The sequence below is a fragment of the Streptomyces sp. SP17BM10 genome, assembly GCF_036322405.1.
Taxonomy (GTDB): domain Bacteria; phylum Actinomycetota; class Actinomycetes; order Streptomycetales; family Streptomycetaceae; genus Kitasatospora.
Genome location: NZ_JAQYXB010000433.1, coordinates 1 through 14,141, shown reverse-complemented (window position 1 = coordinate 14,141; position 14,141 = coordinate 1). Strand labels below are relative to the sequence as shown.

13 protein-coding genes and 1 tRNA gene are annotated in these 14,141 nt (G+C 72.9%); 3 read left to right on the top strand and 11 right to left on the bottom strand.

Features of this window, described 5'->3' with window-relative positions; all coding sequences use genetic code 11:
* Positions 1-35: 35 nt before the first annotated feature.
* From PUR71_RS04975 to pgsA, 5 genes are all read right to left on the bottom strand, one after another.
* Positions 36-581: a hypothetical protein gene (locus PUR71_RS04975; RefSeq protein ID WP_329925091.1), complete on the bottom strand. Its 546-nt coding sequence runs from the start codon at positions 579-581 to the stop codon at positions 36-38.
* Between the two features lie 42 nt (positions 582-623).
* Positions 624-992 carry a 5-carboxymethyl-2-hydroxymuconate Delta-isomerase gene (locus PUR71_RS04970; protein ID WP_329925090.1) on the bottom strand — a complete coding sequence of 123 codons (369 nt, stop codon included), beginning with the start codon at positions 990-992 and terminating at the stop codon, positions 624-626.
* Between the two features lie 89 nt (positions 993-1,081).
* The gene (locus PUR71_RS04965) at positions 1,082-2,266 is read right to left on the bottom strand and encodes a glycosyltransferase family 4 protein (RefSeq protein ID WP_329925089.1); all 1,185 of its coding nucleotides are present in this window, start codon (positions 2,264-2,266) and stop codon (positions 1,082-1,084) included.
* A 51-nt stretch (positions 2,267-2,317) separates the two neighbouring features.
* Complete coding sequence (locus PUR71_RS04960; RefSeq protein WP_329925088.1) at positions 2,318-3,316, bottom strand: phosphatidylinositol mannoside acyltransferase; 999 nt, start codon at positions 3,314-3,316, stop codon at positions 2,318-2,320.
* A 16-nt stretch (positions 3,317-3,332) separates the two neighbouring features.
* Positions 3,333-3,980 carry a phosphatidylinositol phosphate synthase gene (pgsA, locus tag PUR71_RS04955; protein ID WP_329925087.1) on the bottom strand — a complete coding sequence of 216 codons (648 nt, stop codon included), beginning with the start codon at positions 3,978-3,980 and terminating at the stop codon, positions 3,333-3,335.
* 255 nt (positions 3,981-4,235) lie between these two features.
* On the opposite strand from pgsA, the gene PUR71_RS04950 reads away from it, so the two are divergent.
* Positions 4,236-6,284, top strand: a complete 2,049-nt coding sequence (locus PUR71_RS04950) for an elongation factor G-like protein EF-G2 (protein WP_329925086.1) — start codon at positions 4,236-4,238, stop codon at positions 6,282-6,284.
* A gap of 4 nt (positions 6,285-6,288) precedes the next feature.
* On the opposite strand, the gene PUR71_RS04945 is transcribed toward PUR71_RS04950, so the two are convergent.
* Positions 6,289-6,732, bottom strand: a complete 444-nt coding sequence (locus tag PUR71_RS04945; protein ID WP_329925085.1) for a thiol-disulfide oxidoreductase DCC family protein — start codon at positions 6,730-6,732, stop codon at positions 6,289-6,291.
* A 188-nt stretch (positions 6,733-6,920) separates the two neighbouring features.
* Between PUR71_RS04945 and PUR71_RS04940 the strand changes: the two genes are divergently transcribed.
* Positions 6,921-8,570, top strand: coding sequence for a hypothetical protein (locus tag PUR71_RS04940; RefSeq protein ID WP_329925084.1), 1,650 nt, complete (start codon positions 6,921-6,923; stop codon positions 8,568-8,570).
* Between the two features lie 76 nt (positions 8,571-8,646).
* On the opposite strand, the gene PUR71_RS04935 is transcribed toward PUR71_RS04940, so the two are convergent.
* The 4 genes from PUR71_RS04935 to PUR71_RS04920 all read right to left on the bottom strand — a co-directional run bounded on the left by PUR71_RS04935 (position 8,647) and on the right by PUR71_RS04920 (position 13,117).
* On the bottom strand, positions 8,647-9,207 hold the full coding sequence (locus tag PUR71_RS04935) for an HIT family protein (RefSeq protein WP_329925083.1): 561 nt from the start codon (positions 9,205-9,207) through the stop codon (positions 8,647-8,649).
* An 83-nt stretch (positions 9,208-9,290) separates the two neighbouring features.
* Positions 9,291-11,270 carry a threonine--tRNA ligase gene (gene thrS, locus PUR71_RS04930; protein ID WP_329925082.1) on the bottom strand — a complete coding sequence of 660 codons (1,980 nt, stop codon included), beginning with the start codon at positions 11,268-11,270 and terminating at the stop codon, positions 9,291-9,293.
* A gap of 96 nt (positions 11,271-11,366) precedes the next feature.
* Positions 11,367-12,530, bottom strand: coding sequence for a hypothetical protein (locus PUR71_RS04925; RefSeq protein ID WP_329925081.1), 1,164 nt, complete (start codon positions 12,528-12,530; stop codon positions 11,367-11,369).
* 32 nt (positions 12,531-12,562) lie between these two features.
* Positions 12,563-13,117, bottom strand: coding sequence for a DUF4365 domain-containing protein (locus tag PUR71_RS04920; protein WP_329925080.1), 555 nt, complete (start codon positions 13,115-13,117; stop codon positions 12,563-12,565).
* A gap of 115 nt (positions 13,118-13,232) precedes the next feature.
* Here PUR71_RS04920 and PUR71_RS04915 point away from each other — a divergent pair, with 115 nt between their 5' ends.
* Entirely contained in the window at positions 13,233-14,000 is a 768-nt protein-coding gene (locus PUR71_RS04915; RefSeq protein WP_329925079.1) for an exonuclease domain-containing protein, read from the top strand.
* Positions 14,001-14,066: 66 nt separating this feature from the next.
* Here the strand turns inward: PUR71_RS04915 and PUR71_RS04910 are convergent.
* Positions 14,067-14,138, bottom strand: a tRNA-Val gene (locus PUR71_RS04910).
* Between the last annotated feature and the right edge of the window lie 3 nt (positions 14,139-14,141).

Genomic DNA, 14,141 nt, shown 5'->3' with positions numbered 1-14,141 from the left:
CCCACCGGATGCGACAAACGGGCCCTATCCGGACGTCACGCCGGAGCGCCCTCCGGGGTGAGCGCCGGCGGCGGCGCGTCGTCCATCTCGAAGGCCATCGGGAAGGGCGCCCTGCCCGCCAGCCGGAAGTACCGCACCAGCCGGTGCTGGCGCACCGCCCGGGCCGCCCGCACCGCGTCGTTGTGGAACCGGCGCGCCATCGGCACCCGCCGCACCGCCGCCGTGAGGTCCCTCACGGCCTCCTCGCCGCCCGGCTCCGCCACCAGCACCGCCACCTGCTCCGGCTCGGCCAGCACCGCCCGCAGCGCCAGGCTCAGCTGGCTCTCCGCCACCTCGCGCTGCTCGTCGTCCGCCTGCCGGGCCGCGTGCGCCGCGTCCAGCAGCAGCAGCGACGCCGCCGGGTCCAGCAGCGACGAGGTCGCCAGCTCCATCGCCACCGACGCCCGGCGGACCAGCTGCGCGTCCAGCGACGCCCGGGCGGCGTCGATCCGGGCGTGCAGCCGGTCCAGGCGACCGGCCGTCCAACTCAGGTACAGGCCGAACAGCACCACGGCCACGCCGGCCCAGATCCACGTAGTCACGGGCCGCTACGTTACCGGGTGTCACCGGCAGCCCTTCTCGGGTCAGCCCTGGAGAGCCGCGTTGCGGTAGCACTCCCGGTCGATGTCCGCGACGTCCACCGCCGTGAACAGCCGCGTCCCCGGCGCCGGGCGCACGTACTCGGCCAGCAGCTTCAGGACGCCCTCGCTGAGCGCGGCCTTCGCCTCCGGGCTGCGGCCGGGGAAGATCTGGAACTCCACGAAGACCTGCGCGTCCCCGGGCCTCCCGCCGGTGCCCACGACGAGCACCTCGCTCTGCCGGAACACCGTCTTGCACGAATCCGGTTTGGCGTCGATCGTCTCCTCGGCGAGCCGGTTGATCGCGAGGCCCAGGCCCCGGCGGTCGAAGGTCCCGGCCAGGCTCGACGAGTAGTCGACGGAAATCTGCGGCATCGGTCGCCCCCATGCGTCCAGCGGTACGGTCGACCGACCCTAACTCCGCGAACACCCGGGCCGACGGCTGCCCCCCGCCGGGCGGCCGGTCAGTCCCTGGCCAGACCGAACCGGCCCCGCCGCCCGCTGCGCACGTCCTCCTCGACGACCGCCGCCGCGCCCGCCGTCACCGTCTCGTACACCGCCAGGATGTCCGCCCCGACCGTCGACCAGTCGAAGCGCCGCACGTGCCGCGAGGCCGCCTTCCGCAGCTCCTCGAGCCGCGCCGGGTTCCCCAGCAGCCGCAGCGCCGACCTCGCCAGCGCGTCCGCGTCCTCCACCGGGAACAGCTCGCCCGCGTCGCCGCCGTCCAGCACCTGCTTGAACGCGTCCAGATCGCTCGCCAGCACCGGCGCGCCCGCCGACATCGCCTCGACGAGGATGATCCCGAAGCTCTCGCCGCCGGTGTTCGGCGCCACGTACAGGTCGACGCTGCGCAGCAGCCGCGCCTTCTCCCGGTCGCTCACCATGCCCAGGAACTCGACCTGCGCCCGCACCTCGGGGGCCAGGCCCGCCACGGCCTCCTCCTCGTCGCCCTTGCCGGCCACCAGCAGCCGCACGCCCGGCCGCTCGGCCAGGATCCTCGGCAGCGCCGCCAGCAGCGTCGGCAGGCCCTTGCGCGGCTCGTTGATCCGCCCGATGAAGCCGATCGTGCCCGGCTCGCCGGCCGCCGCGCCGCCCGTCCAGCGCTCGTCCGGCTCGGCCTCCGCGAAGAACCCGACGTCCACGCCGTTGGGGATCACCACCGCGTCCCCGCCCAGGTGCTCGACCAGCGTCCGCCGGGCGTACTCCGAGACCGCGATCCGGGCCCGCATCTTCTCCAGGCCCGGCTGGAGGATCGGCGAGGCCGCGATCATCGCCCGCGAGCGCGGGTTCGACGTGTGGAAGGTCCCCACCATCGGCCCGGACGCCGACCACGCGGCCAGCATCGACAGGCTCGGCGAGGCCGGCTCGTGCACGTGCAGGATGTCGAACCGCCCGTCGTGCAGCCACCGCCGCACCCGCGCCGCCGACAGGATCCCGAAGCTCAGCCGCGCCACCGAGCCGTTGTACGGCACCGCCACCGCCCGACCGGCCGAGACCACGTACGGCGGCAGCGCCTCGTCGTCCTCCGCGGGCGCCAGCACCGACACCTCGTGGCCGAGGCCGATCAGGTGCTCGGCCAGGTCCCGGATGTGGAACTGCACCCCGCCGGGGACGTCCCAGTCGTACGGGCAGACGATGCCGATCTTCACGGGTTCCTCATGCTCCTTCGCGTGCTCCGGTACGGCGGGGGCCCGGTCCCCTCAGGACCCGGTCGCCTCCGCCGCGGGCTCGCCGGCCGGCTCCGGCGCGTCCCCGCGCGCCGGCAGGACCCGCTCCCCCACCTGCTCCCCCGCTGTCCCCCCAACCGTCTCACGGACGGGAAGGTCGGCCAGCCAGAAGCGCTGCAGCATGTGCCAGTCCTCGGGGTGCTCGGCGATCCCCCGCTCCCACACGTCCGCCATCGCCTGCGTCATCGCCAGCGTCCGCTCCTTGCGGTCGCCCTCCGCCGGCACCGGCACCTCCGGGTGGATCCGCGCCCGCAGCAGCGGCCCGTCGTACCAGAGCGTCACCGGCAGCAGCGCCGCCCCCGTCCGCTGGCACAGCGCCGCCGGCCCGGCCGGCATCCGCGTCGCCTCGCCGAAGAACGACACCTCGATGCCCGCCTCCGACAGGTCCCGGTCCCCTACCAGGCACACCAGCCGGCCCTCGCGCAGCCGTCGCGCCAGCGTGCCGATCACGTTCACCCCGCCGCCCGTCAGCGCCAGGACCTCCATGCCCTGGCCCTCCCGGAACTCCACGAACCGGTCGAACAGCCGCTCCGGCTTCAGCCGCTCGGCGACCGTCGTGAACGGATGGCCCTGCTGTGCCACCCAGGTGCCCGCGAGGTCCCAGTTGCCCATGTGCGGCAGCGCTATCACCGCGCCGCGGCCTGCCTCCAGGGCCCCGCGCAGGTGCTCGAAGCCCTCCACCCGCACGTCCCCGGCGACCCGCTCCCGGCTCCACACCGGCAGCCGGAACGACTCCATCCAGTACCGCAGGTACGAGCGCATCCCCGCCCGCGACAGCGCCCGCAGCGCCGCCTCGTCCAGCCCGGGACGGACCCGCCGCAGGTTCGCCTCCAGCTGCAGCACCCGCTTGCCGCGCTTGCGCCACGCGTAGTCCGCCAGCCGGTCGAACAACCCCCGCGCCACCCGCTCCGGCAGGTGCCTCAGCACCGCCCAGCCCAGCGCGTACGCCCAGTACACCAGTCGGTCCGTCACCGCAGGACGCCCCCCATCAGCTCCCGGCCGCCACGCGGTCGGCCTCGAACGCCTCGCGGCGCACGGTCAGCATCCGCTGCAGCACCGTGATCAGGCTGCCCACGGCGACCAGCCACAGCGCGACCGGCAGCAGCCACTCCACGTACGGCACCCCGAATTCGTGCAGCCCCGCGACCCCGGCCGCCACCAGGCTGGCCACCAGCCGCTCGGCCCGCTCCACCAGCCCCGACACGTCGCACGGCAGGCCCTGGCTCTGCGCCCGCGCCTTCGTGTACGACACCACCAGACCGCTCGCCAGGCACACGATCGCCACCGCGCACAGCAGGTTGTTGTCGCCCTTGCCCGCGTACCACATCGCCAGACCGCCGAAGATCGCCGCGTCGGCGACCCGGTCCAGCGTCGAGTCCAGGAACGCGCCCCACTTGGTGCTCCGGCCCAGCTGGCGCGCCATGTTCCCGTCCACCAGGTCCGAGAAGATGAACAGCGTGATCGTGATGGTGCCCCAGAAGAACTCCCCGCGCGGGAAGAACACCAGCGCACCGGCCACCGAACCGGCGGTACCGATCAGCGTCACGGCGTCCGGGCTCACGCCCAGCCGGATCAGGAACGCGGCGAACGGGGTCAGGACACGTGTGAAGAAGGCACGCGCGTATTTGTTGAGCATGGCCTTCCCGACCGCTCCGATCTCCCTGGTACCCGCCTGGCGCAACACGCGCGGCAGACGGCCGGACGGATCAGCCCGTCCGGCGCACCCATCGTAGCCACGCCGACGACACGCTCCGGCGCACGCACCGCCCGACGGCGCACCGCCCGACCCGCCCACGCGCACGACGACCGGCCGCCCGCACGACACGCGCCCCGGCGGAACCCGACCCTAGACTTTCGAAAGACAGCCTCGGCGCCACGGGAGGAGACCCCGATGCCCGACCGCAGCACCGCACGAGCCGGCCAGGCCCCCGCCGTCAGCGGCCCCCGCGACCTGCGCAACGTCGTCCTCATCGGCTGCAGCGGTGTGGGCAAGACCACCCTCGCCGAGACCCTCGCCCTCACCGCCGGCGCCACCGGCCGGGCCGGCCGCGTCGCCGACGGCACCACCGTCTCCGACCACGAGGACATCGAGCACCAGCAGCAACGCTCCGTCCAGCTCGCGCTGCTCCCCCTCGAATGGCGCGGCACCAAGATCAACCTGATCGACCCGCCCGGCCACCCGGACTTCGCCGCCGACCTGCGCGCCGCCCTGCACGCCGCCGACGCCGCCGTCTTCGTCGTCTCCGCCACCGACCCCGTCACCGCCCCCACCCGCGCCCTCTGGCGCGAGTGCGCCGCCGAAGGCATCCCCCGCGCCATCGCCGTCGCCAAGCTCGACCTCGCCCGCAGCGGCTTCGACGACATCCTCACCGCGTGCCACGACGCCTTCGACCTCGGCCCCGACACCCTGCGCCCGCTGTTCCTGCCCGTCCACCACGACGGCCACCCCGACGGCAGCGTCGACCTCCTCACCGGACAGACCTACGGCGACGCCACCCCGCTGCCCGAGACCGGCCCCGCCCGCGAGAGCCTCGTCGAGGCCATCTCCGGCCAGGACGACGTCCTCATGGAGCGCTACCTCGCCGGCGACACCCTCGACACCGACGCCCTCGAAGCCGGCATGCGCCGCGAAGTCCTCGCCTGCGCGCTCCACCCCGCCGTCCCCACCAGCGAGAACGGCCTCGGCGCCGCCGAACTCCTCGACCTCATCGCCCACACCTTCCCCGACCCCACCGAACGCACCCGCCCGGCCCCCGCCTGCGACCCCGACGCCCCCCTCGCCGCCCAGGTCGTCCGCGTCACCGGCGACGCCTACGTCGGCCGCGTCAGCCTCCTGCGCGTCTACGCCGGCACCCTGCGCCCCGACACCCGCATCCACCTCACCGGCCCCGCGCACGCCGGCGACCAGGACGGCGACGAACGCGTCACCGCCCTCAGCAGCCCCTTCGGCAAACTCCAGCGACCCGTCCCGCACGCCGTCGCCGGCGACCTCGTCTGCGCCGCCAAACTCACCACCGCCCGCGCCGGCGACATCGTCCACGACCCCGGCCACCCCGTCGAACTCGACGGCTGGACCCTCCCCGAACCCCTGCTGCCCATCGCCGTCGAAGCCCACAGCAAGGCCGACGACGACAAGCTCTCCCAGGCCCTCACCCGCCTCACCGCCGAGGACCCGGCCCTGCGCCTCGAACAGAACCCCGACACCCACCAGCTCGTCCTCTGGTGCACCGGCGAGGCCCACGCCGACGTCGTCCTCGATCGCCTGCGCACCCGCCACGGCGTCCACGTCGACACCGTCGCACCCAAGGTCGCCCTGCGCGAGACCTTCGGCAGCGCCGCCGCCGGCCACGGCCGCCTCGTCAAGCAGTCCGGCGGCCACGGCCAGTACGCCATCTGCGACCTCGAGGTCGAACCCCTCCCCGCCGGCTCCGGCTTCGAGTTCCAGGAACACGTCGTCGGCGGCGCGGTGCCCAAGCACTTCATCCCGTCCGTCGAGAAGGGCGTCCGCGCCCAGCTCGCCAAGGGCATCGCCACCGGCCACCCGCTCGTCGACGTGCGCGTCACCCTCACCGACGGCAAGGCCCACTCCGTCGACTCCTCCGACGCGTCCTTCCAGACCGCCGCCGCCCTCGCCCTGCGCGACGCCGCCGAACACGCCGTCATCCGCCTGCTCGAACCCGTCGCCGCCGTCAGCGTCCTGCTCCCCGACGACTACCTCGGCGCCGTCCTCGGGGACCTCTCCGCACGCCGCGGCCGCGTCCTCGGCACCGACAACGCCAGCCCCGGACTCACCCTCCTGCGCGCCGAGGTCCCCGAGCTCGAACTCACCCGCTACCCCCTCGACCTGCGCTCCCTCACCCACGGCACCGCCGAGTTCACCCGCGCCTACCTGCGGCACGAGCCCATGCCGCCCGCCGTCGCCGAGCGCTACGACGACTGAGGTCCTACGCGGACCGAGCCGTGTCCCGCCTCGGTAGCGCGCACGCCGCCGTACCACCCGGCAGCCGGTGCCGGTTCTTCGCCACCCAGCGGTACACCACGGCCGCCGCCGGCCGCACCGGAGCCAGCGTCAACACCGCGCCCAGGTACGCCCACGCGCCACCCGACCGCATCAGCAGCCGCGCCACCGCCTGCGCACCCCCGTACACCCGCCCCGCCGGAGTCACCCACAGCACCTCGCGCTCCGCACGCTCCCAGCTGACCTCCCCCGAACCACCCGCCCGCGCGTCCAGCGCCGCCAGATCGGCGAACTGGAACGGCACCGCCTCCCAGCCCCCCGACGCCAGCGTCTGCCGCGGGTACCGCTCCGCCCACCCCAGGCACGACGAACAGAACGCGCAGTCCCCGTCGAAAACCAGCACCGGATCCTTCACGGCATCCCCTTCCATCGCACGTCACGATCATCTTGCACCCACCCCACCGGACCCCGTCCACCGGGCATCGACACCGGCGAAGCTGGGCATCATGCCTCTCGAACCAACGCGGCCCGATCGCGACGGTACTTCAGACGATCATCCGCGCAGCACCACCACGGCACGGTAACCTGCCGCTGACAAGGGGAGGAGGGGACGCCACCGTGACCACACTCGACATGACCCCGGGTGCGCAGATACCCCGGACCGACGCCGGCCCGCAGACCGCCGTCACCCAGGCGCTCTCCTCCGCCGCCTACCGGGACGGCGAGATCGAACCCTTCGTCGAGAAGGTCGGCGCCGCCACCTACAAGAAGCCCCGCTTCCGACTGTTCCGAGCCAATCTCGGCGAGGCCTTCAGCGCCGCCGTCATCGCCCGCGCCCTCGGCGCGACCCGCAAGCCCATCGTGCCCTCCTTCGGCACCGACACCCGCCAGATCGTCGAACACTGCCTCGCCGCCCAGGAGTTCCGCGCCAACCGGGACCGCCAACTCACCACCATCACCGTGGTCTTCGGCGTCCTCGCCCTGCCCGGCACCCTCATCTGGCTGGCCGCGTTCTACCTCCGCACCTGGCTCCTCAAGGACAAGTCCCGCCAGAACGAGGTCTACGGCGGCCTCGCCCTCCTCGCCGCCGGCGCCGTCGCCGTCCTCCTCGCCCTGCGCCCCCCGGCCGCCGGGATCCTCGGCCTCTACCTGCGCATCACCATGATCGCCCCGGTGATCGGCTGGTTCCTCGCCAAACGCATCGTCCTGCGCACCACCCGCGAACTCCGCGCACGCTGGCAGGCCCTCGTCGAGGGCAACGCCGTCGCCGCCACCGTCGCCAAGGCCGTCCCCCGCGACGACCTCGACAAGAAGGCCGTCGACCTGCGCGACAAACTCGGCCGCCTCGAAGCCGAGCAGGAGACCAACGTCCAGCACTACGCCGGACCCAAGGGCATCCTCGGCGTCGGCCGCCGCTGGGGCGAATGGCGACTCGTCGACGTGCTGCGCCCCGCCGAGGGCCACAGCGACTTCCGCGCCTTCCACCCCTGGGACCTCGTCCGCAAGATCGGCGCCCACCTCAAGGGGCTCTCGATCAGCGAGGTCGCCAACAGCGGCATGACCAACGTCTCGATCAAGCAGTGGGCGGTCCTCGAAGTCGGCGAGAACGCCGACGAGATCTCCCGCCCCGCCGGCGCGGACATGGACGGCGACCGGATGCGCGACTTCGCCGTCCAGGCCATCGCCGACAAGCAGACCTTCTCCGGCGGCGGCGCCCGTCACTACCTGGCGACCCAGTTCATCACCTTCGACGGCAAGCTGATCATCACCTTCACCGTCACCGTCACCCTGCTCGCCAACACCCTCACCGTGACGGTCGCCGGCTACGCGCTCGGCCCGGTCGCCGGCGTCTTCGGGGACAAGCCCGCTCCCAAGGAGAAGACGATCCAGAAGACCGGCAAGTTCTGGGAGGAGCGCACCGTCCAGCTCCCCCTGATCGACAACGACGAAGTGGTGCGCCAGGCCCTGCGCGCGCCCCTCGTCCGCGTCCCCGGCCTGCTCGCCTGGCTCGGCGGCGGGATCGGCCTGCCCGAGCCCTTCGGCTTCCGGCACGCCTGGGCTAACCCGCCGTGGAGCAGCCGCTTCATGACGGACAACGCGCTCAACGCCTCCGTCCCGGTGCTCAGCGCGGTCCACGCCGCCACGCTGGAGTTCCTGGAGGAGCACGACCTCGACACCGAGCGCTTCTTCAAGAACCGCACCTCGATCATCAAGTCCGAGGCGCAGGGCACCCGGCCGTACAAGGTCGACCAGTTCGACGCCGGCTGAGCCGGCCCACCGCGACGAAGGGGCCCGTCACCGAATCCTCCCGGTGACGGGCCCCTTCCTCTGCGCGATCGCCCGCTCAGTCCTGCGGCCAGACCTCGGCCAGCATCTTGCGGGTGTCCGCCAGCAGCTGCGGCAGCACCTTCGTGTGCCCCACCACCGGCATGAAGTTGGTGTCCCCGCCCCAGCGCGGCACCACGTGCTGGTGCAGGTGCGCCGCGATTCCGGCGCCGGCCGCCGCGCCCTGGTTCATCCCGATGTTGAACCCGTGCGCACCGGAGGCGGCCCGCAGCGCGGTCATCGCCTTCTTGGTGAACACGGCCAGCTCGGCGGTCTCGGCCGCGTCCAGGTCCGTGTAGTCCGCGACGTGCCGGTACGGGACGACCATCAAGTGACCGCCGTTGTACGGGTAGAGGTTCAGCACCGCGAACACCGAGCCGCCGCGTGCGATGACCAGCCCGTCCTCGTCGCTCAGCGACGGGATCGAGCAGAACGGGCAACCGTCGTCCGGAGCCGGGCCGGTGGGCTTGTTCTCACCCTGGATGTACGCCATCCGATGGGGGGTCCACAGGCGGCGGAAGCCGTCCGGCTCACCGACGCCCCGCTGCAGTTCCGGCTCAGTCGTCATGCTGATCAGCATATTCGCCCGACGGTGCTTGCAAAGCCGCGTGGGGCAGACTCCTCGGGAGCCTGCCCCACACCGGGGTCGATCGAACCGCTACGTCACACCTGGATGCGGTTCTTCACCGCGTCCACGATCTCGGCGACCGCGTCCGCCAGCGGCACGCCGTTCTTCTGCTCGCCGTTGCGGTAGCGGAACGAGACGGCACCCGCCTCGACGTCGTCGTTGCCCGCGATCAGCATGTACGGGGTCTTGGACCTCTGCGCGTTGCGGATCTTCTTCTGCATGCGGTCGTCCGAGGTGTCCACCTCGACGCGGATCCCGTGCTTCTTGAGCTCGGCCGCGACCTCCAGCAGGTAGGGCACGTGCTCGTCGGTGATCGGGATGCCGGTGACGGTGACCGGGGCCAGCCACGGCGGCATGGCGCCGGCGTAGTGCTCCAGCAGCACCGCGAAGAACCGCTCGATCGAGCCGAACAGCGCGCGGTGGATCATGACCGGCCGCTGACGCGAGCCGTCCGCCGCCGTGTACTCCAGGTCGAAGCGCTCCGGCAGGTTGAAGTCCAGCTGGATGGTGCTCATCTGCCAGGTCCGGCCGATGGCGTCCCGCGCCTGCACCGAGATCTTCGGGCCGTAGAAGGCCGCGCCGCCCGGGTCCGGCACCAGCGGCAGGCCCTGCTTCTCGGCCACGGCCGCCAGAACGGCGGTGGCCTCCTCCCAGGTCTCGTCCGACCCGACGAACTTCTCCTCGTCCTTGGTCGACAGCTCCAGGTAGAAGTCGGTCAGACCGTAGTCGCGGAGCAGGTTGAGCACGAAGGTCAGCGTGGAGTCGAGCTCCTCCGCCATCTGCTCGCGGGTGCAGTAGATGTGCGCGTCGTCCTGCGTGAAGCCGCGGGCACGGGTCAGGCCGTGCACGACGCCCGACTTCTCGTACCGGTACACGGTCCCGAACTCGAAGAGGCGCAGCGGCAGTTCACGGTACGAGCGGCCGCGCGCGTCGAAGATCAGGTTGTGCATCGGGCAGTTCATCGGCTTGAGGTAGTAGTCCACGCCCTCGTCGAGCTGCATGGGCGGGTACATGCCGTCCGCGTACCAGTCGAGGTGGCCGCTCTTCTCGAAGAGCTTCCCCTTGGTGGCGTGCGGGGTGTAGACGAACTCGTAGCCCTCTTCCTCGTGCCGCTTGCGGGAGTAGTCCTCCATGGCGCGGCGGATGATGCCGCCCTTGGGGTGGAAGACGGCGAGGCCGGAGCCGATCTCCTCGGGGACGGAGAAGAGGTCGAGCTCGTTGCCGAGCTTGCGGTGGTCGCGCTTCTCGGCCTCCTCCAGGAAGTCGAGGTGGGCCTTGAGCTGGTCCTTGCTCGGCCACGCGGTCCCGTAGATGCGCTGGAGCATCGGGTTCTTCTCGCTGCCGCGCCAGTAGGCGGCCGCGTTGCGCATCAGCTTGAACGCCGGGATGTGACGGGTGCTGGGCAGGTGCGGGCCTCGGCAGAGGTCTCCCCAGCACTGGTCGCCGGTCTTGGCGTCCAGGTTGTCGTAGATGGTGAGCTCGCCGGCGCCGACCTCGACGTCGGCGCCCTCGCCGGCGGTGGCGGCGGAGCCCTTGAGGCCGATCAGTTCGAGCTTGTACGGCTCGGCGGCCAGCTCCTCGCGGGCGGACTCGTCGGTGACCACGCGGCGGGAGAACTTCTGCCCGCGCTTGATGATCTCCTGCATCTTCTTCTCGATGGCCTTGAGGTCATCGGGGTGGAAGGGCTTCTCGACGTCGAAGTCGTAGTAGAAGCCGTCCTTGACCGGCGGGCCGATGCCCAGCTTGGCCTCGGGGAAGAGCTGCTGCACGGCCTGCGCCATGACGTGCGCGGTGGAGTGGCGCAGGATGTCCAGGCCGTCCTTGCTGTCGATCGCGACCGGCTCGACCTCGTCGCCGTCCTGGACGGCGTAGGCGAGGTCCTTGAGCTGGCCGCCGACGCGGGCGGCGATGATCGAACGGTCGTCGGCGAAGAGCTCGGCGGCCGTAGTGCCCGTGGTCACCACGCGCTCTTCCCGATCGGGTTCGCGGCTGATGATTACCCGGACGTCCGTCACCGGTCTCTCCTGACGTGCTGGATTAGAGGACGCAGCACTGCGCTGCGCGTGACGATGGTACCGAGAGCGCCGCCCCCACCGTCCACCGACGGCGGTCTAGGGGCCGTCGCCCCCGTCGCGGAGCCCGTCGTGGAGTCCCTTGAGCAGGCGCTCCCGGTCGCCCTCGTCCCATCCGCACAGTTCAAGGCCGTGCGAGCGGGTGAGTCGACGGAATCCGCCGCGGCTCTCCAGCCGGCCGGTGACCCGCACCGGGACGCCCCCGAGGTGGGCCTCGACGGCGAGCCGGTAGTCGGGGTCGGGCAGCCGGACCTTGAGCTCGCGGACCTCGGCGCCGGCCAGCACCCGCAGGCGGGCGGTGCCGGGGCCGGTCGGGTCGGCGCGCTTGAGGCGGACGACGACGCCGACGACGGTGACGGCGACGGCGGGCTCGATGCTCTCCAGGAGTTCGGCGGCCTCGGCGAGGGCCGGCAGGTCCCCGGGCGAGAAGTCGAGGACGACGCGGCGATCGCCGAAGCCGCCCGGCGTCCCGGCGGCGGGCGACCAGGCGACGGCGAGGCGGGCGGCGGTCGCGCCGCGCACGAGGTCCTCGACGGACTGCACGAGCTCGCGGCTGACCCCGGCCTGGACGGCGTTCTCGAAGGCCTCGGGCCCGCCGCTGACCCGCCGGTAGTCGACGGCGTCGCGCAGTGCCTCCAGCGCGCGGACGAGGGTGGTGACGGCGGCGCGGCCCTCCGGGGCGGGGGTGTAGGCGGTGAGGCCGGCGCCCTGTTCGACGACCAGGACGCGGTCCAGGAAGTCGTCGGCCCAGGTGTCCAGGCGGGCGCCGAAGTAGGCGGCCCTGGTCCGGCCGGCCTTGGCGCCGGCGGCGAGCATGCCGCGCGCGGCCCGCCCGAGGCGTTCGGCGTCCTCCCAGGGCGCGGTGCCGGCCGGTCCGGGCACCTCGCGGTGCCAGCGCAGTTCGTCGCCCGGCACGGCGAGGGCGAGCAGGATCGAGCGGGCGGAGGGGCTGCGCGAGCGGGAGAGGGCGGTGACGGCGTCGGCGAGGAGGTCGACCGCGTCGTCGAAGCCGTCGCCGGCGGGGACGAGCAGGCTCGTGCCGGGGTCGTCGTCCGGCGGTGTCCAGCGGCCGTAGCGGGCGGCGGGGCCGCCGCGCCGCACCCAGCCGTGCCGGGCGAGCAGGGTGGCGAGCACCGCCGGGTCGACGGTGGCCGGGTCGGGCAGGACGCGCTCGGGCTCGCCCGGTGCGTGGGGTGGTGTCATGGGTGCGGCTCCTCCCGGCCGGGGCCGGGCCGTCACGGGCTGTCGCCCGCGCCGACCCTGGCCATGATGTCGCACAGCGCGCGGTCGTCGAAGACCTTCGTGGTGGGCACCCGGACGTTGGTGCGGCGCTGCCCGGTGACGGGGTGGCCGGCCAGGTTGACCCAGTAGCAGCAGTGCCGCAGTTCGAGCGCGTCCGGCCGGGCCGCCAGCCAGTGGTCGACCCGGCGCGGCAGCAGCATGACCACCAGGATCCGGGGCACCGCGACGCGGGCCCGGGCGAGCTTGCGCAGGTGGTCGTTGTCCAGGGTGAAGCTGAAGAACGGGCCGGCCGGGTCGGGCGCGATCTGCTGGGTCGCCTTGAGCTGGATCTTGATGGTGACCTCGTCGTCGACCTCGTGCGCCCGGGAGCCGTGGCTGACCTGCCAGTCGATGCCGTTGTCCGGGAAGGGCTGGGAGAGCGAGCAGCCGGCCGCCGCGGCGACCGCGTGCAGGTAGCCGACCTGCAGCGTCTCCATGCAGGCCGTCACCGCGAGGTTCCCCCGCAGGACCGCCGCCGCCCCGTCGGGCTGCGGCTGTGTCAGCGCCATCGCCCCTCCCCCCGGTCCTACCGGCAGGATCCCCGGCCCGGCCTGCGCCAAACGGTTGAGCGGGCGTCAGAACCGGGTATCACCGGGGTGCGGACCGCACGTCTGAGGGGCAGTCATGCAGCACTACTGGTACACCGGCCCACTCGCCTCCTTCGACACCGAGACCACCGGCGTGGACGTCGAGCACGACCGGATCGTCTCGGCCGCCCTGGTCGTCCAACTCGCCCCGGGCGCGCCCGTGCAGACCGAGACCTGGCTGGCCGATCCCGGGGTCCCGATCCCGGACGGCGCCCGGGCGGTGCACGGCATCACCGACGACCACGTGCGCGCACACGGCCGTCCGGCCCGCGCCGTCGTGGCGGAGATAACCCGGGCCCTGGCCGCGCAGGCCAGGGCCGGGCGGCCAGTGGTGGTGATGAACGCGCCCTACGATCTGACGCTGCTGGACCGGGAGTTGCGCCGCCACCACGGCCTCCCGCTGACGGGTGGGCTGGGCGCGGCCGGTTTGGTGGTGCTGGATCCGCGGGTGCTGGACAAGCACGTGGACCGCTACCGCAAGGGCCGCCGGACGCTCACCGACCTGTGCGCGCACTACGGCGTGGAGCTGGCCGGCGCGCACGACGCGGCGGCGGACGCCTCGGCGGCGCTCGCGCTGACGCGGACGATCGGCGCCCGCTACCCGGCGGCGCTGGGCGGGCTCACGGCGGCGGAGCTGCACCTGCGGCAGGCGATCTGGCACGCGGCGCAGGCGCGGGGGCTGCAGAACTGGTTCGACCGGTCGGGGACGCCGGAGCGGGTGGACCTGTCCTGGCCGCTGCGGCCGGCCAGGTGCGGCTGCGGGCGGCGCCTGGAACCGGAGCACGGCTGCGAGGCGGCGGCGTAGCGGGGCGGCCCCGAACGCGCCGCAGGCCCTGACCGGTATCCCGATCAGGGCCTGCATGCTGTCCGGTGGGCGATACTGGGATCGAACCAGTGACCCCTTCGGTGTGAACGAAGTGCTCTCCCGCTGAGCTAATCGCCCGGG